Genomic DNA, 24,805 nt, shown 5'->3' with positions numbered 1-24,805 from the left:
CCTAAGTATCTAGAAATAGCTTCATGTATGATATTGCACCTGTATCTACATCAAAGATACCACACGATGTCGTGTGGTAGAAGGATATACTTAATGTTTAAACTCTGGATTACATTCAATTTACATAAGAGTCTTATGTACAACAGGAGCCAACAGAAGTTGTTGGCCCCCTTGCGGATGAGCTTAATGGACGGGCGTTAATTCGGCGACTAATTGTACGGCTTTAGCAGCATCGATGCGTCCAAAGCCATAACGGTCATGCCAGCTGCCCGACATAGGTCTTGCGGATTTGCGGAGAATCTCGTGAATTTCTTCACTGGATAAAGAAATGCCGTGGGCCAACGCTTCTGCGAGCATCAGGGCAATAATGCCGGTTACTGCCGGGGCCGCCATGCTGGTGCCCATCATAGGAGTAACACCATCTATTGATCCCGATTTAGCGGCCATAACTTTGAATTTCACAGGTTCATCTTGGGTTTCATTTCCTCCAGGTGCGCTGATCTCGGGCTTTTGTCTTCCGTCCCGTGTCGGGCCGGCGCTGGAGAAGAAGGAAAGTGGTGTGCCTGCTTCTTTGGCGCTGTATGAACCGACAACGATTGTTTTTTTGCCGCAGCAGATTGAACCGAGGGTATGGGTATTATCCAGTGGTTTTTCAAAATGGGACTGGCCAAAATCATCCCGTTCAATCCAGGCATGATATTTCCCCGACCGGATATTCTCTCCGCGCAGTCTAAGTGTCCATGCACCGGCCGGTAAACCTCTCTCCATGAAGATATTGATGACGTTGTCACCGTTGTTCGGATCTTGTTTCCGGTGGGAGATGAAGATCAGGATTTCATTCCGGTTCCCGACCGCCTGGTGAGTCGTGCCGAGCTTAACCTCACCGAGGTTCTCCCCATCCGGAGTAATTAACTGGCAGGAGAATTCATCTGCTGCATCGTACCAAAGCTCGATTTCATTAGAGGTACGGTCTGACTGTTCCACGATCCAGCGGAGATCCTTCACCTCATTCTGGCGGATTATGCCACTGGCGTGTATACCATGGGTATAAGAGTTGCTGGCGGCCAATACGATGGCCCGATTGTTAGCAGCAGTAAGGAGTGTATCGAATCCTACCTCAACCAGAGAAGTGCCGTCATGCGGTCCGCCATTGGTGCCCAGGCTTATATTGGTGACACACGGCCGGTTTCCGGCGAGCTTATAGATGTATTGCAGAGCCTCCAGCAGATGCGCCGAACTCCCGAAATCTCCTTTTACCGCGTCCGGTCCCGACCATGGAACATCCTCGGCATTCAATTGCACAAATACGATATCTGCCTGAGGGGCAGGACCGGGTGTATTGGTTCCGTTACCGTTGCCCGCAGCAGTATCCATAACGTGGGTTCCGTGCCAATCTTCAATATCATCTTTAGGGTCAGGAAGGTGTAACGCCGCGAACGGAGCATCTGTTTGCAGAGCACGGCTTAATTGCGCTTGAGAAAAGACTTTGCCGTATCCAAACTCGCTATTACTGGAATCAGGAAGCGTCTGATCCCAGTAGCTAAGAATACGGCTTGTCCCGTCTGAATGGATGAAGTTCTTATGGGTAAAGTCACATCCATAATCCACAATCCCGATGACGACACCTTTCCCGCCGTTGCTTTTAGTATTTTGATTCAGCAAATCCGCCCGGGCTTTAGTTTCTTCAATGGTCTTAAAGAGCTGGGGCTTTAACAATTGTGATGCCTTCAAGCTCATTACGGCCGGTGATTTGCGGATCTGCTCAATTTGGTCTGCGGCAATCCGGGCGGTGACGAGCCGTACATTCTCCTGCTCCTCAGGCACGCTGCCCAGGTCGGCAATTTGCCGGACTCCGGACAGATTTTTCCACGCCTCAATATCCTTTACCTTGGCGATAACCGCGATTTCACGGGCATCCGCTGTCTCCGCTGATTCTGCGTTGAACAAATGCGGATGAGCCTCTTTGTGTTCACTTTGATTGAAAGCAATGACCCGCTGCAGTCTTGGATCAAGGTTAGCGGGGATTTCATTCGTGGTTTCTTTGAGTTTCATGTCATGTCTCCTTTAGCTGGCTAGTGTGCTGGAAAATACAACGTCCATATACTTTCACTAATTTGAATTTTTATAAAATCCATTATATTCAAGCAGAGACGTCATAAAGGGTGTGATGAGTACAGCATGAAAATTATGGCCCTTTATACACGGTCATTCTGATTAAATACATAAGTAGATAATGACAAACAAACAAATATGTAAATAAAAGTAAGTATCATTGAGTGAACGTTTTCACATAACAGCTCCATTCCTTTTTGGAGGTACCAGAGAAAATATAAACAGTAAGCATCAACAATTCATTACTCTGTTCAAAGAGGCTAAGCTGCTGCTTGAGCAGGATAGGTCCATAACCAAATGGGCACTTGAGCGGTTGAAGCAAGCACATACAACACAAACTACACACTAAAAAGGAGCGATTATTATGCCGCTGAATCCATACGGAGTGTTAAAAGGAAAGATCATCAGAGGAATACCTGCACCACCCACAGGTGACAGCACCCCGCATTATCATGCAGTAGTCAAGGCTGACGGCAGAGAATACAAATTGGCCATCAACGTTCAATCCAGAGAGCAGCCTTCAGAGCTGTTATACCTGGTCGGAGATAAATGCCGCGAATTTCACAGCTGAGTCGGTGCGGGGCGGTTATATGACTGTGGACGAAATCGATAACACATTGCTGCAGCTTAGCCGGCAAAACCCCGGGCTGGTCTCGCTGATCACTCTTCCTAACCGGACGTGGGAGGGACGGACATGCCGTGCGGTTATGCTCAGTGCCGCTCCACAACAAGCCAGAATGAAACCGGCCATTCTTATTACTGGCAATGTGCATGCGCGTGAGTGGGGTGGTTCTGACATTTGCATTAACTTGTTAACCAAGCTCACCCAAGCCTATATAAGCAGACAGCCCATCCAGTATGGCAACAAAAGCTTTGCCTATGAGCAAATTAAGCAGGCGCTGGAATCTGTGGACCTGATTATCTTTCCGGAGGTTAATCCGGATGGCAAGGTGTATTGTCAGGAAAACCATGGTCAGGATTCATTGAATGATCAGCTGGCGGGTAATGGCTTCTGGTGGCGGAAGAACCGCCGGCCTGATGAGAACGGGAGACCGATGGGCGTTGATTTGAACCGGAATTTTGATTTCTTGTGGGGGAGTACAATCGGTACCTCAGCAGATAAAAACAGTCTGATTTACCTTGGTCCAGCCCCCTTCTCCGAGCCGGAATCGCAAAACATCAAGTATCTTCTGGATACGTACCAACAAATCCGTTTTTATGTGGATATTCACAGCTTTGGAGAGAAAATTATGTACAACTGGGGGGATGATAATAACCAAACCACTGACCCCGGCCAGAATTTCTTGAATCATCAGTATGACGGAATGCGTGGAACTACTGAGTTTATGAGGGGCCGCTACAAAGAATACATTGCGCCGCAGGATGAGAAGCTGGAGCGTGATCTAGGGAACCGGATGAACGGAGCTTTACAAGCCGTACGGGGCAAATCCTACAAGGTTGAAGAGTCAGCCCAGTTGTATTATACCAGCGGAACGACACAGGATTATGCCTACAGCCGTCATTTAAGCGACCCTTCCAAGCCTAAGATTTACAGCTACACCTTTGAATTCGGTACCACGTTTGTCCCTCCTTATGAGGAGATGCAGCTTATCATTGCTGATTTAAGTTCTGCGTTGACGGAGCTGACTTACGCGGTATCCCAGATAAATGCACTAGAGCCTGTTCGCCCGGGTGATTAGAACCCATTAAGCAAGACCCTGCGGCTCAGTCCGCAAACAGGGTCTTGCTTTTTTTACAGTTAAACCGTCAATAATGTATTACGGATTTCCGGTTATGTACCTTCTTTCTCCGCAGCAGCAGAAGAATTCCGATGGCAAAGCCCATACAGGTAAGCGAAGCCGTTGTGGCGTAGCTGTTAGTCCAGATCACCAGATTCACATTCAGCAGCGAGTGGACGCCGACTACGATGAACAGATTCCGGGTCAGGACATAGAGGAGTGCAAACAGCATCCCGAGAATAACCAGCTGGATAAAATCATACACAAATTCCATTCCGCTAAGTCCGCCGTAAATCCGGTTCGGGATATGCATGAGGGCGAAGACCGTTTGCGAGATGAGCAGCGCCTTAACTATGCGGGAAGAAGGCTTACCCGTTCCAGACAACCAATGATGGATCTGCACAAAAAGGAAGCCGCGGAAGATGATCTCTTCCAGCAAGGCATTGCCGAACAATTGCCCGAGCAAAGCGCCCAGAAACAGATTTGGAAAGTCGGCAAGGTCATGATTCCATGTAAGTGCTGTACCGGCAATGAGATTGATGCAGGCGCTCATTACATTGACAGCCATCCAGAACACAAATGTCCATAGGCATCCGGCCAGCAGCTTCTCCCGTCTCAGTCCCAGATCCCGCAGCGGAATCCGGACCATTGCCCATAAATAAATAATGACAATTACCATGAGACCGAGCAGCCCCGCGCATAACGTGGCATTTATCCACCCGTGGGTCAGCCGGTTAATGTCATCGAAGGTCCCCTTTTCAAAGAAAAGGAGGTTCACTGTCATCGCGAAAATAATCTCCAGAATAATAAGGCCAACGATAAACCTGACTGAAATACGTTTTCCTGTAAAAATCCCTGCATGTTCCCCTGTCTTAAGCTGCACCTAAGTTACACTCCTTTGGATGAAGAAATATTTACCAGTAAATCCCTCACTATTACTATATTGGCTATGAAAAGGATTCACTGTCACAGAAGTCACAACAGTCACAGAAGTATTGAAGTCACACCGCTGCACTGCCATAATCCTGCAAGTCATAAAAAGAGCGCTGCTATGGGCATAATTAGCAAAGCTGATTTCTGATACTGACGGTTGACACCGTTTTCAGCTTATGTTAAATTGTTTCCGAGGCTTGTTACCGGTAATGCGGGCAAAACCACAATGGGAATGATTGATTCGTTTCCGTTGTTGTTTTGCCCTTTTTTATTCCTCAAAAGCAGGTGGGCTGAAAGTGATAATCAAACAGATTTTCAACAATAATATCGTCAGCACCGTAGATGACAAGGATCAGGAGCTGCTTATCCTCGGCCGGGGTATCGGTTTCCAGTTCCGGGCAGGGGACCCCATTGACGAGGCACGGATTGAGAAAGTCTTCCGCCTTCAGGATTCCTCCATCTATGAGCGCTTCAAGGCGATTGTTACGGAAATGCCGGTTGAAATCCTGCAGGTGACAGATGATATTGTAAGTCTGGCGCGCATGCAGCTGAATAAGCAGATCAGTGACGGGATTTATGTATCGCTGTCGGATCATATCCATTTCGCTGTGCAGCGGATGGAGCGGGAGCAGATTGTCCGCAACCCGTTATCCTGGGAGGTACAGCATTTCTACAAAGCCGAGTACGATGTGGCGAAGGAAGCGCTGACGATTCTGCGGGAGCGGCTGGGGATTGATTTTCCCAAGGATGAGATCTGCAATATCGCGCTGCATTTCATCAATGCCGAAGTCAATGATTCGATGAACGATGTGACGCATCTGATGCAGCTGCTGCAGGAGATTATGAACATTATCAAATATCATTTTGGCGTGGATTTGGACGAGGACAGCGTCAACTATTTCAGATTCATTACGCATCTCAAATATTTTTGCCAGCGGGTCATCACCCATACCAGCCATGACGATACCGAGGAGTATTTGTACAAGGTGGTTAAGAAGAATTATCCGGACACCTTCAAATGCATCCGTAAGATTGAATCTTTTATCCTGAAGAACTACGAGTACGTCATGACCCATTCCGAGCAGCTCTATCTGACACTGCATCTGGAGAGGCTGATGAAAACCAAATAACAAGGGGCTTGTTACTGTTCAATCAGGCAAAACCCGAATGAAAACCGGCATGCACTTCTTTACGTATGCACGTGTTCATTCGGGTTTTTTTATTAGATTTTATGACCTACAATTTAGGGGGAAAGACGAATGAAACATCAGGAAACAGCACAGCAAATCGTCAAGTCGGTGGGCGGAGTATCCAATGTGAAGTCGGTGTACCACTGTGTAACGCGTCTGCGCTTCGAGCTGAAGGACAACAATAAAGCGGATCAGGCCGCGCTCAAAAAGCTGGATATGGTAATGGGCACCAACATCTCGGGCGAGCAATTCCAGGTCATTATCGGCAATGATGTGCCTAAGGTATACGACGAAATGGTTAAAGAGTACCCGGCGCTCAAGCAGACAGCGGAAGGAAATAAGCAGGCGGACGGGAAGAAACAGAATGTGATTCTGAAGATTTTTGAGACAATCGCCGGTGTATTCGCACCGATGCTGCCCGCAATCACGGCTGCCGGTATCCTGAAGGGGCTGCTCGCTCTATTCGTGACCCTGGAATGGCTGTCAGCGGGAACAGACACGTACCGTATCCTGTCTGCGATTGGCGATGGCGTATTCTACTTCCTGCCGATGCTGATCTCCTTCAGCGCAGCGCGTAAATTCGGCAGTAACCCGTATATAGCAGTTGGTGTCGGCGCGGCGCTGATGTATCCGGATATGGGCGCACTATTGTCCAGCGGTAACCCCGTATCCTTCCTCAGTATTCCGGTAACAGCGGTCTCCTACGGATCTTCCGTAATTCCGATTCTGCTCGCAATCTGGATTCTTTCTTACGTGGAAAAAACAGTGGACCGCTTCATCATACCCTCTCTCAAGCTGCTACTCGTTCCGCTGATCTCCCTCCTGGTGATGGTTCCGGTCACGCTGATTGCGATTGGACCTCTGGGAACCTTCGTCGGAGACGGATTGTCCGGCGGCATTAACTGGCTGCTGAATGAAGGCGGCCTGATCTCCGGGATCGTGCTTGGCGGGGCGATGTCCCTGATTGTTATGACGGGTATGCACTACGCACTGGTTCCGGTTATTATCAGCAATCTGGCTACACTCGGCTTCGATAAGTTCCTGCCGCTGACCTTCATTTCCAATATGGGTCAGGCGGGCGCTACTCTGGGCGTATTCTTCCGGGCTAAAGACAAGAAACTGAAATCCGTTGCCCTGTCCACCAGCTTCACCGCACTTATGGGTGTTACTGAGCCGGCCATGTACGGTGTCAATATGAAATACAAAAAGCCGTTCATCGCGGCGATGATTGGTAGTGCGGCAGGCGGCGGCTTCGCGCTGGCGTTCGGCGCCAAGGCATACGCCCTGGCTGGTAACGGCGGTATCCCGGGTCTGCCGGGATTGGTTGGACAGACCTTCTGGTACGCTTTCGGCGGGATGGTCATTGCCTTTGTAGTTGCAGCGGTTGTTACAGTGTTACTTGGCTTCCAGGAAGAGGCTGATGATGCGGAGCAGATTTCCGGCAGTATCGCCGCTAAACCGGCAGATGTGACCCCGGCAGCTCCCGCACCGGTAGAGGTTGAGGTAGAACCGGCATCCGCTACCGCAGACAGCACAGCTTATGCACCAATGACCGGTAAGGCGATTCCGTTAAAAGAGGTCAATGACCCTACCTTCGGCGATGAGCTGATGGGTAAAGGCATAGCCTTCGTCCCTACGGTCGGCGAGCTCGTATCTCCAGTCAGCGGTACCGTAATGAATGTCTTCAAAACCAAGCATGCTATGGTTATCCGCAATACTGACGGCATGGAACTCCTGATCCACGTTGGGATTAACACCGTGAAGCTGCGCGGCCAATTCTTCGAAGCGCATGTGCAGGCCGGTGATCCGATTCAGGCCGGCGACAAGCTGCTTACCTTCGATCTGGCGCAAATTGCCCAGAATTATGATATTACGACCGCTATGGTCGTGACTAATACGGCCGATTACAAGCAGATTCTGCCGCTTAAGCTGGGCGAGGTTGCTTTCGGTGAGCCGGTGCTGAAGGCTGAGCTGTAAGGTTGCCGGTTTAGCTTTGATCGTAGCTTGGATCTTTAGCTTGGATCTTCGATTTGGACTTTCGATTTTGGTTTTAGTTTTCGGTTTTAGTTTTTGGTCTTAGTTTTTGGTCTTAGTTTTTGGGTTTAGTTTTTGGTCTTCAATTTTGATCTTTGCTTTGGATCTTAGTTTTGACCTTCGATTTGGAGCTTAGCCTAAGTTATTTGCTAGGCGCCAGCTCCGGTCTTAGCCTGAGTTTGAGCTTAGTGATTTCGGAACGAAGCGATCGGGTTGGCTTAGAATTTTGTCACCTCCGAATCCGCTTCATCCTAACAAAAGGCTATTAGTAACGGAGGGAAGTTTGGAACTGTAGGAGCGATAGCGTCCGCCTGAAAGCTTTCCGCAGGAAAGCTCGCATCGGAAGCATAAGCTATGTTTGGATTTCTACCGCTGACAGCGGAATAATTCAGGAAATCCAAACATAACAGCGGCCGAAAGTCCAAACTTTCCCGCAGTTACGGCCCGCCTTTTAGCATTCGATTTTCAAAAAATGAGGAGATGACAAAATGACCACTTTTCCAGACGGCTTCCTATGGGGCGGAGCAATCGCCGCAAACCAGGCAGAGGGTGCTTTTGACGCAGACGGTAAGGGATTGTCCACGGCAGATATGGTGCCATACTATAAGAAAAAAGATTACACCAACCTCAAAGAGCTGATGCATGTCACCAGTGAAACGATCGAGCGCGGAATGCAGCATGCCTCAGCGGAGGGCTACCCGAAACGGTATGGGATTGATTTCTATCACCGGTTCAAAGAGGATATCGCCTTGTTCGGCGAGCTGGGCTTCAAAGTGTTCCGCATGTCGATCAACTGGTCACGGATCTTCCCGAATGGGGACGATGCCGAGCCTAACGAGAAAGGCCTGCAATTCTACGATGACATGTTCGACGAGATGCGCAAATATGGCATTGAGCCGCTGGTTACCCTCTCCCACTATGAGATGCCGATGTCGCTGGTGCTGAATTACGGGGGCTGGAGGAACCGCGCGGTGATTGCGTTTTATGAGAAATATGCTGAGACTGTCATGAACAGATACCGCGACAAAGTGAAATATTGGCTGACGTTCAATGAGATCAATACGACCATCATCGAGCCGTTTACCGGCGGCGGGGTAGTAGAGGATACGGTGGATAACATCCGCGAGGCGTCCTATCAGGCGCTGCATCATCAATTCGTCGCCAGCAGCCTCGCGACCCGCAAAGGGCGGGAGATTAATCCGGAATTCCGCATCGGCTGCATGCTCGCGCGTATGATCCATTATCCGGCGACCAGTGATCCGGAGGATGTGCTGCAGGCCCAGATCGATAATCAGCTCAACCTGATGCATACCGATGTGCAGGCGCGGGGAAGCTATCCTCCGTTCATGAAGCGTTATTTTGCCGACAATCATATTCAGCTTGTGACTGAACATGGCGATGAGCAGCTGCTGCGTGAGAACACGGTGGACTTCATTTCCTTCAGCTACTATACGTCGCTTATTTCCACAGTTACTCCTGAGAAATATGGTGTTACCGGCGGCAATCTGTTCAGCACCGTGAAGAATCCGAACCTGAAGATTACCGAATGGGGCTGGCAGCTGGACCCGATTGGCCTGCGGATTGTGCTCAAAGAGCTGTACGACCGTTACCAGCTTCCGCTGTTTGTGGTGGAGAACGGGCTGGGTGCAAAGGATAAGGTCGAAGAGGATGGTTCCATCCAGGATGATTACCGGATCGATTATTTGCGCAAGCATATTACCCAGGTCAAGGAAGCGGTTCTGGACGGAGTCGAAGTCATGGGCTACACCGCCTGGGGGGCGATTGATATTATCAGCGCGTCGACTTCGGAGATGTCCAAGCGTTACGGCGTGATCTATGTGGACCAGGACGATGACGGAAACGGAACGCTTGACCGGAAGAAGAAGAAGAGCTTCTACTGGTACCAGAAGGCAATTGCCAGCAATGGAGCGGATTTGGAGTAGGCCGTTCCTGGCTGGCGCTGCCTCTGCATTGACAACAATTTTAGAAGCGGCTATACTTTCTGTAATCTTATAGTTGGTATACGTTGAACGAGCCAGTAGCAGACTTGTCCCTGTTCCCAGAAAGCCGGGGGTTGATGGAACCCGGTATATACAATGGACTGCGAATTACACCTCGGGAGTATCTTGGGTAATGCCAAGCGGAGCTAAGCGAACGATAACTCGCGGAAGAGTGGTACGGACATGTTTGAATGTGATGTCTGTGCAATTTGGGTGGTAACACGGTTAATGATAATCGTCCCTGTGTCTGAATAGACAAGGGGCGATTTTTTGTTGCCCAAATTCAGAGATTGCGGAGTCACCCGTTAAGCTGGCTGCTTTTCAATGCATACCAATTACACACAAAACAAACCAAAGGGGCTGTACATGTTGAACATTATCGACGAGTTGCTGTGGCGCGACGCCATTAACCAGCAGACAGATGCGGACGGGCTGCGTGAATTAACGAATAGTAAGGCTGTATCGCTGTACTGCGGCGTGGACCCTACAGGCAACACTATGCATATCGGCCACTTGATTCCTTTTATGATGCTTAGACGCTTCCAGCTTGCCGGACACCGTCCGGTCATTCTGATCGGCGGGGCTACCGGAACGATTGGTGATCCGAGCGGACGCCAGAGCGAGCGCTCCCTGCAGACGCTGGAGCAGGTACAGGAGAATGTGGATGCGCTGACGGCCCAGATGAAGAAGCTGTTCATTACTGAAGGCGACAATCAGGTGCGGATGGTTAACAACTACGACTGGACCAAGGACATGAACGTCATCGAATTCCTGCGCGACATCGGCAAGAACTTCAGCATCAATACGATGCTGGCTAAGGACGTAGTCTCCAGCCGCCTGGACAGCGGAATCTCGTTCACCGAGTTCTCCTACCAGATCCTGCAGTCCATGGATTACCTGCATCTATACCAGCATGAGGATGTGCAGCTGCAGATCGGCGGTTCGGACCAGTGGGGCAATATCACCAGCGGCCTGGATCTGATCCGTAAAAAAGAAGGCAACGAAGCCAAAGCCTTCGGCCTGACCATCCCGCTGATGCTCAAGGCAGACGGTACCAAGTTCGGCAAATCCGCCGGCGGCGCCATCTGGCTGGATCCGAAGCAGACCACACCTTACGAGTTCTACCAGTTCTGGGCGAACACCGATGACCGCGACGTGGTGAAATACCTGAAATACTTCACCTTCCTGAGCAAGGAGGAAATTGAGGCGCTTGCCGAGAAGGTGGCGACGGAGCCGCATAAACGCGAGGCCCAAAAAACACTTGCCGAGGAAATGACCCGCTTCGTCCACAGCGAAGAGCTGCTGGAGCAGGCTAAACGCATCAGCGCAGCGCTGTTTAGCGGGGATATCAGCTCCCTGACTGCCGATGAAATCGAAGAAGGCTTCAAGGAAATGCCGACCTTCACCGCCACTAAGGAGTCGAAGAACATTGTCGACTGGCTGGTCGACCTGGGCATTGAGCCATCCAAACGCCAGGCGCGTGAGGATATTACCAAAGGTGCAATCTCCATTAACGGCGAACGTGTCAACGAGCTGGAGACAGAGATTACCGCTGAGCTTGCCATCGGCGGCAAATTCATCATCGTCCGCAAAGGCAAGAAGAACTACAGCCTGGTGAAATTGGGCTAAGCCCTAGCTGCTGGCTGGGAAGTCCTTAGGTAAACAGGTAAATAGGTAAGCAAGTAAACAGGTAAATAGTAAATCGGCAAATAGGTAAATAGGTAAACCATAAGAGGCTATCCCGCTGTGTCAGCAATGACGGGGATAGCCTCTTTTTTATAAGGTGATTTATTTGTTTTAGGGTGCCTGCAAAGTACCTGAGTTGTCAGCGTGGTAGTTAGTGAGGTAACCAATAGTCGCAAGGAAGTGAGTGTGGGGTGAGCGAGATGATCAGTAGACAGTGTGGTAGTGAGTGAGGTAATCGTAGTCAGCGATGTGGTGAGGAGGTAACCGGTAGTCAGCGATGTGGTGAGGAGGTAACCGGTAGTCAGTGTGGTAGTGAGCGAGGTAATCAGTGATCAGTGTGGTAATCAGAAGGTGATCAGTTGTCAGTGTGGTAGTGAGCATGGTAACCAGTAGTCAGTGTGGTAGTAAGCGAGGTAATCAGTTGTCAGCGTGGTAAGGAGGAGGTAACCAGTAGTCAGTGTGGTAGGGATGAGGTAACCAGTGTTCGGTGTGGTAGTGAGCGAGATAATCAATAGTTAGCGTGGTGTAGTGAGCGAGGTAATCAGTAGTCAGCGTGGTACGAAGTAAACAGTAGTCAGTGTGGTAGTGGACAAGTAACCAGTGGTTAGCGTGCTAGTGAGGAGGTAACCAGCAGTGTGGTAGTGAGCGAAGTGAACAGTAGTCAGCGAGGTAGTCAGCGAGCAAAAGCCCCGCTCTTGTGGGGATAATTGGTTGGACTCGCCGGGCGGACAGTGCCTGCTGGACGAGAATCCTGCACAAAATACAACATTTTCTTCCTATGTCTGCCTCAAATTGAGAATTGTTGTATGAAATGCAACATTTCCTTTCTTTCCGGCGGCTTAGCCTGACAATTGTTGTGTTTCATACAACAATCTCCTCAAACTCCTTGGAAACTAGGGGGCAGAGTTGTAATACGTACAACATTTCTGCCTGGACAAGGCTGTAAAGTGTAATCTTTGCTCAAAAACTCATTCGCTGCCGGGCAGAACGCTCGGAATAACGCTCAGCACGCCCCCAGCACTCAGCACACACAAAACGCCCAACACACACAACGCCCAGCACACACAACGCTCAGCACGCACCCAGCACTCAGCACACACAAAACGCCCAACACACAAAACGCCCAGCACACACAACGTTCAGCACGCACCCAGCACTCAGCACACACAAAACGCCCAGCACACACAACGTTCAGCACGCACCCAGCACTCAGCACACACAAAACGCCCAGCACACACAACGTTCAGCACGCACCCAGCACTCAGCACACACAAAACGCCCAACACACAAAACGCCCAACACACACAACGCCCAACACACACAACGCCCAGCACCCACCCAGCACCTACCCAGCACTCACCCAGCACCCATCCCGCACTCACTCAGCGTACCCAGCACCTACCCATCACACCCTAGCACACCCAGAACAACCCCATATTCCCCGCAGCAGCCGGAAGCCCGGCACCGAATGACTATCGGTTTGCTTGAGAAATCAGGTGCCTACTGCGGCGCTGCTGGAATCTACATCTTTTTGTCATTGATAATCATTATCACATGATCTATTGTTAGAGATAGAATCGAGAAGTGACGGTACTAAAATAATCGGCTTAGTCAGGCTTAGTCAGGTGTAATCAGGTGTAATCGGCGTAATCAGATGTAATCAGGTTTAATCCTCAAGCAGCGCCAGCTCGTCTTCGAGTTTGGCAATTTTCTCGCGGATAGCCTCTGCCCGGGCTTCGTCTTGCGCCTTTAATACCACCGCCAATTCTTCTGCAGCTAATTCGATCTGGTATTCCAGATAGGTGTAGTCCGATGCGGCAGCAGGGTGACTGGAACGCTGTGAATAAGTCATGGTCTCACACTTCCTTTCTATTACTAATGTGATGCCCGGCTCTGGGCATCGTATCCATCGTTCAATCGTATCTACAGTATGTTCATGATACAGCCTTTCTGTGAGCGGCTCAACCTTAGTCATCCGTGAAAGCAGTATTTTTGCGCCGGAAATAAGGCTTTGCCGATGGAATTGCGACATTATTCACAGACAGTAGGCCCGGTTCTGGTTTTACCATAAGAAGTATTGAAAATTAAAGCTTAATTTTTCAGTAACGTTTGCAGGGAGAGATCCCGCGAAGGAAGGTTGATATACATAATGAAAGCTTTATCTTTTAACACACCGGGCGAAGCCAGGCGGCATCTGGAACAACTCGATAGCAGCAGAGGCTTGGTGCTGTTCGCTTCCGCTGCGGCAGTCAGCGAATTGTCCCGGTATGCACCCTCCCGGGCGGTATTGTGCTCGACCAAAGGTGAATATACCCCGCAGGGCTACCGCAGCGGCGTAGTCACAGGGTTCGAATACGAATCAGGGATAGCCGATATTGTGGAGATCCTGCATCCGCCCGTGCTTAGCGGCAATATACTACGTGCCTCATATCACAAAGTCCAAGGCAACGCAAATGCCTTTCTGCTGCTGCTATGTGACGGTACAGGCGCGATGGAGGAGACGCTCCTCTCCTCGCTGTTTTTCATTGCCCCGGAATTCAAGATTATCGGGGGAAGTGCAGCGGATGATGAGCATGGAGAGACTTATATTTACATAGGAAGCCGCCGGGTGCGGAACCTGGGAATTTTTTTCAATATGCCGGGCCGTACCGCACTGGTTAAAGAAAATATTTATGTTCCCACCGGGACAACGCTGCTGGTGACAGAAGCCGATGTGTTCGGCAGAACGGTGTATTCCTTCAACGGACGTCCTGCTGCGGAAGAATATGCGCGCGTGCTTGGTGTCCCGGAGGCGGACCTGGCAGAGCATTTCCTGAGCAGCCCGCTGGGCAAAAGATACGAAGACGATCTGATCATCGCCTCACCGATGACAATTAACCCGGATGGCTCTGTCACATTTTACAGCCAGGTTATGTCTAGTACTTATGTGGAGGTGCTGAGCGCGGCGGATCCGCTTGCTGTGCTGGAGGAGACGCTGGGCGGGAGCCCGTACAAGCCATCCTTTGTGCTCAACATTAACTGTACGCTGCGGGATCAGCTCTTCATCCGGGACGGTCTGTGGGCGGATTTTGACAGGACGATGCTCGGATTCTGCGGCAACACTACAGGTTTCATCAGCTACGGAGAGCAATATTATAAAAAGCATGCCAACCAGACCATGATTCTGCTGCTGGTTGAATAAGGGAGAGTAGATTGATTATGCAGTGGATAACCAGATTACGCACTTCATGGGGCAAAAGCACCTCTGCCGGAGGTGTTCAAAGTCATAATACACTAGCCGTTCTTGAAAAAACGGACAGCTCCGGACCATCAGCCGGGACGCTAAAGACAGCTGGAACAGCGGCAAATGCTCCTGAGCCTCCAGAGAATACTGGCGGGATAGCTGACGCTGCCCCCGCTTCGGCCACTGAATCCTATGGGATGCACGCCTATACCCTGGCAGGACAGATCCGCCGCGAAACTGACGAGATTCTCAAGGAAGAGGCACAGCTGGTAGAGGAGTTTGCGGCTTTACGGGCGGGCAGCGGTGAGCTGATCAGCCAGATCGGCGGGACCCAGCAGCTGCTGGAGCATCTGAAGACCAACAGCGGGCAGACCGAAGATCTCATCAATGAAATGTATGGCAGCCTCTCTTTTTCCTCCAATAAAATTGAATTCGCCAAAGAGTCCAATATCCAGATCTCGGCTGAAATGCAGAAGGCTTCGGCGGTATTTACTGAATTTGTCACCTTGAATGAGGACCTGCGGGGGCATTTCCGGAGCATCGAGCAGCTGGCGAAGATCATTACGGATATTGCTGAGCAGACGAATCTGTTGTCGCTGAATGCAGCGATCGAGGCGGCGCGGGCCGGAGAGCACGGACGGGGCTTCTCGGTGGTTGCCACAGAAATCCGCAAGCTGGCCGACAGCACGCGCAGTCATGTGAAGGAGATCATGGGCTCCCTTTCGGGGATGACCCAGGTGATGGAGCAGCTACACAGCAAGTCCGGTGACGGGACAACAGCGATGACAGAGACGAATGCGAAGATCAGCCAGTCCACGGTATATATGAACGAGATCGTGGAGGCGGAGGAAGAGGTGTTCCAGCATCTGGAGAAGATTCAGGAGTCGCAGGAGAGCAGCATGGAGGATGTGGAGCAGATCAATGGCGATCTCCTGCGCATTCTGGAGAAATCGGGACAGGATGCAGGGCAGTTCCAGAAGATGGTGCTTACCGTCCAGAAAAAAGCCGATCACTATCAGCAGCTGCTTAATCATCTGCACCAGATAGAGCAGCTGCAGCAGCTTGATGAAGCACAGAAGATGGGCGTATAAGCAGAAGCAGGTATCCGATAAAAAAGACTACAACCTGCAGAGGGAATGCTGTGGTGTAGTCTTTCGTATGATTAGGTCAGCCAGAACCTTCTGGCTGGCCTTTTTGGTTATCAGGCAGAGGATTGCGAAGATAAGGTACAGTGTGCTGGAGCAAGTGGTCGTCAGCAGAGTGAAGTGGACTGAAAAGCGCTTATTTCCCGGAAAACCCTAATATTGAGGCCGAAGCGGACTGAGAATCACCTATCCTGTTCATTCGTGCCCAAAATGATGGCCAGCTGGCCCATTAACGGAATCTGAGTCCGCTTATCCCGCAATTCAGCCTGATGGGCCCGATTAGCGGATTGTGAGTCCGCCAGAGCAGCTGATGTGCGATTAGGGCCTGGGCCTGAGGAGGCTGAGGAGGCTGAGGAGGCTGAGGAGTGGCAGTAAACTCTGCTGCTTACTGCCGGTTTCAGATAGGAGCAGCTCCAGCCCGGATGAATTCTCCCCCTCCCATTTGGCACCTCTTGCCTACAACGCAATAAGTCTGTACCCGTAAGCACCGACCGTCAGCGGACCGGCTGGCACGTGCTCACCGCTCAGCACATCCTGTCCGCCCCGCGGCAGGGTTACACTGCCTCCGAGTCCGTCCATGTTCACGATCGTCCATAGTTCACCGGACGCTCCGTGTCTTGGACAGACGACCGTCCCCGCGGTGACATCGCTCCGCAGAGTCACACCGGCCCGGGCTGCATAATGATCGATCAGCGCGCACAGCAGCTTGTCCCCCGCTTCTCCGGAGGGCAGGGAGCCGAGCATTACGATGGCTCCTCGGCCATAGGGCTGCTCGGTCAGGAAGGCCAGGCCCGGCGTCCGGCCTGCCGTGATCCTGCCGGTCACGGTTGCACCGCCCGGCAGCGGCTCGAAGACCGCGCTCCACAGGGACAGCGGTGCGGAGAGGCCGAAGGCCTCGCCAATGCTGCCCGTTCCCTCCATCGGGTAGACATATCTGGTGTTTACCCCGGCGATGCGCTCCAACCCGCCCAGTGCAGCATCGGTATGCAGGGTATGGTCGGCTGTGCGGCCTCCGCTCAGCGGACCGGCGATCCAGATGCCGCCAGCCTCTGCAAAGCTGAGAGCCTTCTGCATATATTCCGGTGACAGATAATGCACAAAAGGGGTGAACAGCAGCTTGTAGCCGCTAAGCTCTCCGCCTTCGGGCAGCAGGTCACGGTGTATGCCCATATCGAGTACCCGCTTGTAGTAGTCCCCCAGCAGGGAGCGGTAGCTTAGCTTCCGGTGCGGCTCCGTCGCCAGGTACGCCTTGGTCCGGTCCGAGTAGGTAATTGCGACCTCGGCCTGCACCGGCCGGGTAGCCAGCAGGTGCGGCTCGATCAGCAGACGCGCTGCGGAGGCTTCCCGCACATTGTCATAGCCGAGCGCAGGCTGCCCCCAGGCGCTGACGATGGAGCTGTGCGTCTGCTCGCTGCCGGTGCGCTGCTGCCGCCACAGCCAATAGCAGAAGGCTCCTGCCCCCAACGCATAGGCAGACACAGCCTCAGCGGTGAGATAGCCGTCCGGATGGGGTTCGCCGTAGCTCATGAGCGAACCGGCATAGGCCGGGCTGGTCTCCAGCAGCCAGAAATCCCGTCCGGGCTTGATATTACGCCAGAGATCACAGTTCAGCAGATAGGCGTGCTTATTGGTCTGGGAGGCATAGGTGTCGTACGAGGCGAAATCGAGCTCCCGGAACAGCTGTTCATTGTCCACGTGGAAAGCGACGCTGCTGTTATGGGTTATGGGAGCTGGCGAATAGCGGCGGAGAACCGCTGCCTGCTCAGCCGCGAATCCGGCGGTTGTCTCCATCTGAAACAGGCGGTACAGGGTTACAAGAGATGAGTTATGCAGGAAGGGAGTAGCCACCGGCTGCGGCACCTGATCAAATTGCTGATAGGTCTGGCTCCAGACTCCCGTTCCCCAGGCTTCATTCAGCTTCCCGATATTGCCGTAGCGGCTCTTCAGCCACTCATGCCATAGTGACTTGCAGGTCCCGCACATGCATTCTGACACATGTGCCTTGAGTTCATTATCGAGCTGCCAGGCGACCAGACCCGGCAGCTGCCCCAGCTCTTTTGCCAGCTGTTCGGTGATTATCGCAGCCCGCTGCCGGAAATAAGGGTGATTCGTGCAGACATGCTGCCTGGACCCATGGCCCATAACCGCCCCGTCCGCCCTGATGACCAGGCGTTCCGGGTGCCCGTGTGTCAGCCAGACCGGCGGAGTGGCCGTCGGGGTGCACATTATGGTGTCGATGCCGTAGGCATGCAGCTGCCGGATATGCTCAGCGAAGGGCCGGATATCAATGGAGCCTTCCTCCGGCTCCAGCTCCGACCAGATGAACTCACCCATCCGGACGAGATTGATGCCGGTTTCCTTCATAAGCTGAAGGTCATGCTTCCGTTCAGCTTCCCCCCAGAGCTCGGGGTACCATGCAGCGCCGTAATATAGCTTATGATTCACTTGCTTTACCTCCCGGGGAGCCCATTATGAGCGTTTTGGTCTCCCGGCATCATAGTTGCCCCCCGTGCAGCAGGCAATAGTAAAGTTTTGCCGGCTTTGCACTTTATTGTAGCGGAGCGGATCAGGGCAGGACAGGCCCCTGTCCAAAAAGTCCGATTGCCGGAAAAATCTGCTGAAACCATAATAGGAAGCGCAGCCAAGGCACGGCAACGCAAGGCTGCTTATCTATGTGGAGGTGAATGTAATGAAGCAAGGAGCGGCAATAGGGACAGCAGATATACATGCTGCTGCAACCTACCGCAGCAGGCGGGAGCTGCGCTTCAGACGTCTGAAGCGGGACAAATGGCTCTACATCCTGCTGACCCCGGGACTCCTGTATTTTCTCGTATTTAAATATGTACCCATGTGGGGAGTGCTGCTCGCGTTTAAAGATTATCAGCCCTTTCTGGGCTTCTGGAAAAGCGATTGGGTCGGTCTTGAGCATTTCCGCACGTTTTTCCAGAATCCTGACTTCTTCATGCTGCTGCGCAATACACTCGTGTTGTCGCTGTATAATCTGGTGTTCTTTTTTCCGGCCCCGATCATACTTGCCCTGCTGCTGAATGAAGTCCGGCTGTCCTTCTATAAAAGGACGATTCAGACGATGATTTATGTACCGCATTTCATATCCATGGTCATCGTCGCCAGTATATCGTATGTATTCCTGACTACACAGGGCGGTGCTGTCAACGAATTCCTGTACTCCGTGACCGGGAGCAAGATCGATTTCCTGGCCAGCCCCGACTGGTTCCGCCCGCTGATCATCCTGCAGACCATCTGGAAGGAATGCGGCTGGGGGACGATTATCTTCCTGGCGGCGCTGGCCGGTGTTGATGTTGAGCAATATGAAGCAGCCGTAGTAGACGGGGCCAGCCGCTGGCGCCAGACCTGGCATATTACGCTGCCGGCGATCCGCAGCACCATTGTCATTCTGCTGATTCTGCGGATGGGAACCATTCTGGATAATGGGTTTGAGCAGATTTATCTGATGATGAATGCGCTGAACCGTGAGGTGGCCGAGGTGTTTGATACCTACGTATATGCACTAGGGATCACACAGGGGGCGTTCAGCTACAGCACCGCAGTCGGACTGTTCAAATCGGTGATAGGGGTTGTACTGGTGCTCGGCACCAACTGGCTCGCCAAGAAATCGGGCGAATCGGGACTTTATTGAGAGGGAGGCTGTGTGCGTGGCTAAACATTATAAGAGCCCCGGAGAGATTACGTTTGACGTATTTAATTATTTTGTATTGGGAGTTATCGGAATTGCCGCAATCCTGCCGTTTCTGTTCGTGGTCTCCGGTTCATTCGCAACCGAGGCGGAAATTACGAAACGCGCTGTCTTTCTGATTCCGACTACGATCTCGTTTGATGCCTACCGGTTCATTTTCTCCACGGATACCATTGTAAGAAGTATCGGGGTATCGCTGTATGTGACGGTGATCGGTACGGCGGTCAATCTGTTTTTCACAGTAACCATGGCGTATCCGATGGCCAAACGTTATCTGATGGGCCGCAATGTAATCCTCAATCTGGTTATTTTCACCATGCTGTTCGGGGGCGGGATGATTCCCACCTATCTGGTGATCCGCGAGCTGCAGCTGCTGGATACGCTGAATGCGTTAATTCTTCCGGGTGCGATCAGCGCCTTCAATCTGATTATCGTCAAAAACTTCTTCCAGGAGCTTCCGGTCGAGATTGAGGAGGCAGCCCGCATCGACGGCTGTACCGAGCTGGGGCTGCTGTGGAAAATCGTACTGCCGCTCTCCAAGCCCGTGCTGGCGACGTTCACTCTCTTTTATGCGGTCGGGCATTGGAATAACTTCTTCTCGGCGCTGCTCTACATTAATGATCCGTCCAAGTGGCCGCTGCAGGTGATGCTGCGCCAGATCGTTATGCTGTCCCAGTCGGCAGCTGGTGATCTCAGCTCGATGGACCCGAATTTCGTACAGCCGCCTGAGCAGTCGATCAAAATGGCAGTTATCGTGGTCGGCACACTGCCGATTATGTGCGTCTATCCGTTTCTGCAAAAACACTTTGCCAAAGGGGTGATGCTCGGTTCGGTTAAAGGGTAAAAGGGTATGCCAACATACAAAGGGAGGCTAAGTAATGAAGATTGCGCGTAAAGAAGGTTCCATACATTTGAAACGATGGTTGTTTATGTTACTAGCTGCTATTATGATTTTAAGTGTATTCACCGGCTGTGCCGGCAATAAGGAGAATAATGCTGCAGGGCAGAAGGAATCTGCCTCAAGTGAAGGAAATGCGCCTGGCGGAGCTGAAGCTGCAGAACCGCTGGATCTGACGCTGATGCTGCCGATTTTCAAAACGAATTATCCGAAGGACGGCAGTCCGGTTGCCGCTAAGCTCGAGGAGCTGACGAACACCAAGATCCATTTCGAATGGGTGCCGAACGCTTCCTATACCGACAAATTTAATATCACGCTGGCTTCCGGCAAGCTGCCTGACATTATCTATGTGGGCGATGTCAAAGCCTCAAGTTTCGTGAATGCGGCAAGATCGGGCGCTTTCTGGGAGGTAGGTCCGTACCTGAAGGATTATCCGAATCTGAGCGGAGCGAAGGAAGTTATTCTGAGCAACTCAGCCATCGACGGCAAGAACTATGGAATCTACAGAGGACGGGCGCTGGGCCGCAACGGCGTGGTTTTCCGCAAGGACTGGCTGGAGAAGCTGGGGCTTGAAGCTCCGCAGACCGTGGATGATTTCTACAATATGCTAAAAGCGTTCAAAGAACAGGACCCTGACGGCAACGGTCAGGCGGATACCTACGGCATGGTGCTGGTGAAGTGGACCGGCGGATGGGCCAGCGGCTTCGATACAATCAAGCTGTGGTTCGGTTCCCCGAACAAATGGGGCGTACAGGATGGCAAGCTGGTTCCTGAGCATGAATATCCGCAGTACTTGGAAGCGCTTAAGTTTATGAAAAAGCTGTATGATGAGCAGCTGATCAACTCCGACTTCGCGGTGATGGACAGCTCGAAGTGGAATGATCCGGTGGTCAACAACAAGGCCGGTGTCATTGTCGATGTGGTGGACAACGGGGCACGGCTCGATGACAAGATTCATGCTGCACTCCAGAAGGAAGGCACGGATGAGCCTGACCGTCATTATATGGATGTCATCGGCGGTGTGACAGGAACGGACGGAGCACTGCATACCCTTCCGACTTCCGGTTTCTCCGGCATGCTGGCTATACCGAAGTCGTCGGTCAAGACTGAAGCAGAGCTGAAGCAGGTGCTGACCTTCCTGGACCGGCTCAACGAAGAGGATCTGCAGACGATGCTGAACTACGGAATTGAAGGTGTCCATTATAATCTGGTGGACGGATATATTGAACGCTCAGGCGATACGGTTCTGCTGGAATCGGAAGTGGAAGGTCTCAACCAGATGCTGCCGTTCATTCCGGAGGACAAGGCGAAGCTGGTGAAGCAGACTGCCCTGCGGTTGAAGCAGACAGAGGTACAGAAGGCTAATGAAGCGACGATTGTGACCAATCCTGCCGAAGCGCTGATCTCTGCAGTATATACGCAAAAAGGCTCGCAGCTGGATAATGTAATCAATGATGCGCGCATTAAGTTCATTGTCGGCCAGATTGACGAAGCAGGCTTGAAGTCAGCTTTTGAGGTATGGCGGAAGACAGGCGGGGACGAGCTTGTGAATGAAATGAACGAACTGTACTCGAAGACGGGCAAGTAAGTCCGGCACTGCTCCAGGCACCAGCCGGTTTATACCCGTTATAGCCGTAAGGCTGCAACTCTAAACTATGGATTCGGCTGGTGAATGATATGGAGAATGGAACGGCAGGGGAACGAAAGGGATATACAGGGGGGCGTACCGGCCGGAAGGGCCGGTATTACCGCAATAATCTCATTATTGTGCTGATCGTTTCGTCTATCCCCGGCCTGATCATCGGGTCTCTGGTGTACTTTATGGCAGGGGGCAATCTGGAGAAGGAGCTGCTGGGTATGCATAACCGCCAGATCGAGCAGCGTGCGGACAACATTAATGACCAGCTGTCCAATCTGGAGCTGATGCTGGCCCACTGGGCGTTCGAGCCGAAGTTCGACTACAGCCTGAGCAACATGGATTTCACCCTGAATCATGAACGGGCCTGGGATATTACCAAAACCCTGGTGGTCATGCAGGGCTCGAATTCGATGGCGCGGCAGGTGGAGCTGTACCTGGCGGGCGATCAGCCGGTGCTGTTCGGCACGGAATACGGGACACTGGCGCCCGAAGAAGATGCAGTGTACGGGAAGCTGCTGGAGCAGGAGCGCAGCACCTATTGGACGGAATGGGCGTTTGATCCGGCCAAGCCGGAGCAGAAGGAGCTGACACTGGTGCATCATATTCCCGGCGGAAGCCTGGAGCCCTTCGGGGCACTGCTGCTGCGGATGGACACAGAGAAGGTATCCGCCATGCTGCGGACCATGACCCCGTACAACACGGGGGAAGTATTCATGCAGCAAAAGTCCGGGGGCCTGTTCATCTCCGGGAACGGGATCGATGCAGCCACACCGTTTGTTACTGCGCTGCAGAAGGCGATAGCAGACAGAGGCATTAAAGACAGCACATCGTTCCTGTATGACTGGGACGGAGTTACTTTCGCGGTGACCTACGGCGATTTCTCCCGGATTGCGAATGAATGGATGTATGTGTCGGCTTCTCCGATATCCAGTGTGACTTCACCGGTGGTGGGGTTATCCCGGATGATCATCCTGGTCAGCTTGTGCGCGCTGCTGCTTGCGGCAGTCCTCTCCTGGATTGCTTCCCGCAAAATCTACTCGCCTGTCCGCCGCCTGCTGCAGACGCTGCTTCCCGAGCATGCGGCCTCCGGGGGCCGGGTGGACGAGATGACGCTGATTGAGCGGCACTGGCAGAATCTTCACGGGCAGCGGCATGCCCTCCAATACACGCTTTCGGAGCAGCTTCCGCATGTGCAGCAGAGCTTTCTGCATCAATTGTTCCAGGGTTATCTGTATGCCTATTCCGAACAGGATCTGCTTAGCCGGATGAAGCAATACAAGTGGGAAGTGGACAATTGCGTTTTTGTAGTGCTGTATATTCAGCTTACAGGAATCTCCAGCCTGGAGGCCAAGTTCCGCAGCGGTGACGAGAGCCTGGTGTCCTTCGCGGCGGTGAACATTATCGGCGAACTGGCTGCTGAGCATTTCGGGCGGGCTGAGACCGTTAATCTGCATGACCTTACGTCGGGCATTCTGCTGATTGAGCAGGGAAGCGGCCCGGAGCCGGAGCGGGTTCAGGCTTTCGGTGAAGAACTGGCAGCCACGATCAACCGGATGCTTAAGCTGCAGGCAACTGTAGCGTACAGTGCAGAGGTGAACAGCATCTCCGGCATTCCGCGCTCGTTCGAAGCGGCGAAGCAGGCAGCCAGTCACCGCAGATATGGAGGCGGGAACCAGGTGATCAGCCTGGAGCAGCTGGAACGGGAAGGGCAAGGCACGCAGCTGCCGCAGTATTCGTTCGCGCTGGAGCGCGGCCTGATTCAGGCGCTGCGTACCGGCGAAGCGGAAGAGGCGGACCGGCTGCTGGAGGAGTTCCTGAAGACGCTGTCCGAGGGCGGCGCGAAGGTCATTGACGTGCAGCAGGGAATGCTGCATCTGCTCGGCGCGATCCTGCATGCGGTGCTTGAGGCAGGGATTGCCCCGAATCAGCTGTTCAAGGGCAAGAACCTGTATGCAAGCCTGTCACAGATTCATGAGCCGGGCCTGATCCTCTCGTGGTTCCGCGGGCATGTGGTGGCCCCCTTCCTGAAGGAGCTGTGCGAACGTTCTGACGCCGGCATCCGGCGGACGGTTGAACAGGCCATGCTGTACATTCAGCAGCATTATATGGACAATATTTCGCTGGACAGCTGTGCGGATTATACGGGAACCAGCCCTTTTCTGCTCAGCAAGTCCTTTAAACGGGTAACCGGAATTAATTTTATTGATTATTTAACAGAGCTGCGGCTGGACAAAGCCAAGGAGCTGCTGCGCGATACGGATCTGAAAATGAACGATGTCGCCCAGCAGGTCGGCTATCAGCAGAGCTATTTTAACCGGATATTCAAAAAACAGGAGGACATCACTCCGACACGCTACCGTGAACTGAGCCGGCATGAAGGGGAGAAGGAGAACGGAATCAGGTGAGACAGGTACCAAAGGGCTTCTCATTTGCCGTACACGAATAAGCAGCTTTCTCCGGCTCGGATCATTAGTCTCTGTGATCGGTGATG

Annotated in this window: 16 protein-coding genes; 12 read left to right on the top strand and 4 right to left on the bottom strand. The window is 52.3% G+C overall.

The features are described from left to right. Nucleotides 1-183: 183 nt before the first annotated feature. Nucleotides 184-2,052, bottom strand: a complete 1,869-nt coding sequence (locus tag NSU14_RS22515) for a S8 family peptidase (RefSeq protein ID WP_340947378.1) — start codon at nucleotides 2,050-2,052, stop codon at nucleotides 184-186. A gap of 424 nt (nucleotides 2,053-2,476) precedes the next feature. Here NSU14_RS22515 and NSU14_RS22510 point away from each other — a divergent pair, with 424 nt between their 5' ends. Both NSU14_RS22510 and NSU14_RS22505 read left to right on the top strand, forming a co-directional pair. Then, on the top strand, nucleotides 2,477-2,683 hold the full coding sequence (locus NSU14_RS22510; RefSeq protein WP_336102535.1) for a DUF2278 family protein: 207 nt from the start codon (nucleotides 2,477-2,479) through the stop codon (nucleotides 2,681-2,683). A 19-nt stretch (nucleotides 2,684-2,702) separates the two neighbouring features. After that, on the top strand, nucleotides 2,703-3,812 hold the full coding sequence (locus NSU14_RS22505; RefSeq protein WP_340947377.1) for a M14 family zinc carboxypeptidase: 1,110 nt from the start codon (nucleotides 2,703-2,705) through the stop codon (nucleotides 3,810-3,812). 67 nt (nucleotides 3,813-3,879) lie between these two features. Here NSU14_RS22505 and NSU14_RS22500 read toward each other — a convergent pair whose 3' ends face one another. Then, nucleotides 3,880-4,734, bottom strand: coding sequence for a CPBP family intramembrane glutamic endopeptidase (locus NSU14_RS22500; protein ID WP_340947376.1), 855 nt, complete (start codon nucleotides 4,732-4,734; stop codon nucleotides 3,880-3,882). 346 nt (nucleotides 4,735-5,080) lie between these two features. Between NSU14_RS22500 and licT the strand changes: the two genes are divergently transcribed. The 4 genes from licT (at nucleotide 5,081) to tyrS (ending at nucleotide 11,637) form a co-directional block, all read left to right on the top strand. Continuing rightward, on the top strand, nucleotides 5,081-5,914 hold the full coding sequence (licT, locus tag NSU14_RS22495; RefSeq protein WP_042134932.1) for a BglG family transcription antiterminator LicT: 834 nt from the start codon (nucleotides 5,081-5,083) through the stop codon (nucleotides 5,912-5,914). A gap of 129 nt (nucleotides 5,915-6,043) precedes the next feature. Next, the gene (locus tag NSU14_RS22490) at nucleotides 6,044-7,951 is read left to right on the top strand and encodes a beta-glucoside-specific PTS transporter subunit IIABC (protein WP_042134934.1); all 1,908 of its coding nucleotides are present in this window, start codon (nucleotides 6,044-6,046) and stop codon (nucleotides 7,949-7,951) included. Between the two features lie 545 nt (nucleotides 7,952-8,496). Beyond that, on the top strand, nucleotides 8,497-9,951 hold the full coding sequence (gene ascB, locus NSU14_RS22485; protein ID WP_340947375.1) for a 6-phospho-beta-glucosidase: 1,455 nt from the start codon (nucleotides 8,497-8,499) through the stop codon (nucleotides 9,949-9,951). A gap of 426 nt (nucleotides 9,952-10,377) precedes the next feature. After that, nucleotides 10,378-11,637: a tyrosine--tRNA ligase gene (tyrS, locus tag NSU14_RS22480; protein WP_039306839.1), complete on the top strand. Its 1,260-nt coding sequence runs from the start codon at nucleotides 10,378-10,380 to the stop codon at nucleotides 11,635-11,637. Nucleotides 11,638-13,360: 1,723 nt separating this feature from the next. Here tyrS and NSU14_RS22475 read toward each other — a convergent pair. Then, nucleotides 13,361-13,546, bottom strand: coding sequence for a hypothetical protein (locus NSU14_RS22475; RefSeq protein WP_076242580.1), 186 nt, complete (start codon nucleotides 13,544-13,546; stop codon nucleotides 13,361-13,363). A gap of 297 nt (nucleotides 13,547-13,843) precedes the next feature. On the opposite strand from NSU14_RS22475, the gene NSU14_RS22470 reads away from it, so the two are divergent. Both NSU14_RS22470 and NSU14_RS22465 read left to right on the top strand, forming a co-directional pair. Beyond that, entirely contained in the window at nucleotides 13,844-14,875 is a 1,032-nt protein-coding gene (locus tag NSU14_RS22470; protein WP_340947374.1) for an FIST signal transduction protein, read from the top strand. Nucleotides 14,876-14,892: 17 nt separating this feature from the next. Then, complete coding sequence (locus NSU14_RS22465; RefSeq protein WP_083705136.1) at nucleotides 14,893-16,008, top strand: methyl-accepting chemotaxis protein; 1,116 nt, start codon at nucleotides 14,893-14,895, stop codon at nucleotides 16,006-16,008. Nucleotides 16,009-16,518: 510 nt separating this feature from the next. On the opposite strand, the gene NSU14_RS22460 is transcribed toward NSU14_RS22465, so the two are convergent. After that, complete coding sequence (locus NSU14_RS22460; RefSeq protein WP_340947373.1) at nucleotides 16,519-18,507, bottom strand: beta-galactosidase; 1,989 nt, start codon at nucleotides 18,505-18,507, stop codon at nucleotides 16,519-16,521. A 244-nt stretch (nucleotides 18,508-18,751) separates the two neighbouring features. Here NSU14_RS22460 and NSU14_RS22455 point away from each other — a divergent pair, with 244 nt between their 5' ends. The 4 genes from NSU14_RS22455 (at nucleotide 18,752) to NSU14_RS22440 (ending at nucleotide 24,719) form a co-directional block, all read left to right on the top strand. Continuing rightward, entirely contained in the window at nucleotides 18,752-19,720 is a 969-nt protein-coding gene (locus NSU14_RS22455) for an ABC transporter permease (protein WP_039306775.1), read from the top strand. A 16-nt stretch (nucleotides 19,721-19,736) separates the two neighbouring features. Continuing rightward, nucleotides 19,737-20,621 carry a carbohydrate ABC transporter permease gene (locus NSU14_RS22450; protein WP_039306771.1) on the top strand — a complete coding sequence of 295 codons (885 nt, stop codon included), beginning with the start codon at nucleotides 19,737-19,739 and terminating at the stop codon, nucleotides 20,619-20,621. Nucleotides 20,622-20,655: 34 nt separating this feature from the next. Further along, nucleotides 20,656-22,263, top strand: a complete 1,608-nt coding sequence (locus NSU14_RS22445; protein WP_042134944.1) for an extracellular solute-binding protein — start codon at nucleotides 20,656-20,658, stop codon at nucleotides 22,261-22,263. A gap of 89 nt (nucleotides 22,264-22,352) precedes the next feature. Beyond that, complete coding sequence (locus NSU14_RS22440; RefSeq protein ID WP_076242584.1) at nucleotides 22,353-24,719, top strand: helix-turn-helix domain-containing protein; 2,367 nt, start codon at nucleotides 22,353-22,355, stop codon at nucleotides 24,717-24,719. Nucleotides 24,720-24,805 lie beyond the last annotated feature (86 nt).

The organism is Paenibacillus sp. FSL R10-2771 (genome assembly GCF_038000205.1).
In the GTDB taxonomy this organism is placed as follows: Bacteria; Bacillota; Bacilli; order Paenibacillales; family Paenibacillaceae; genus Paenibacillus_AQ; species Paenibacillus_AQ phytohabitans.
The sequence above is the reverse complement of the archived record's forward strand: the minus strand, read 5'-3'. Positions and strand labels throughout refer to the sequence as shown.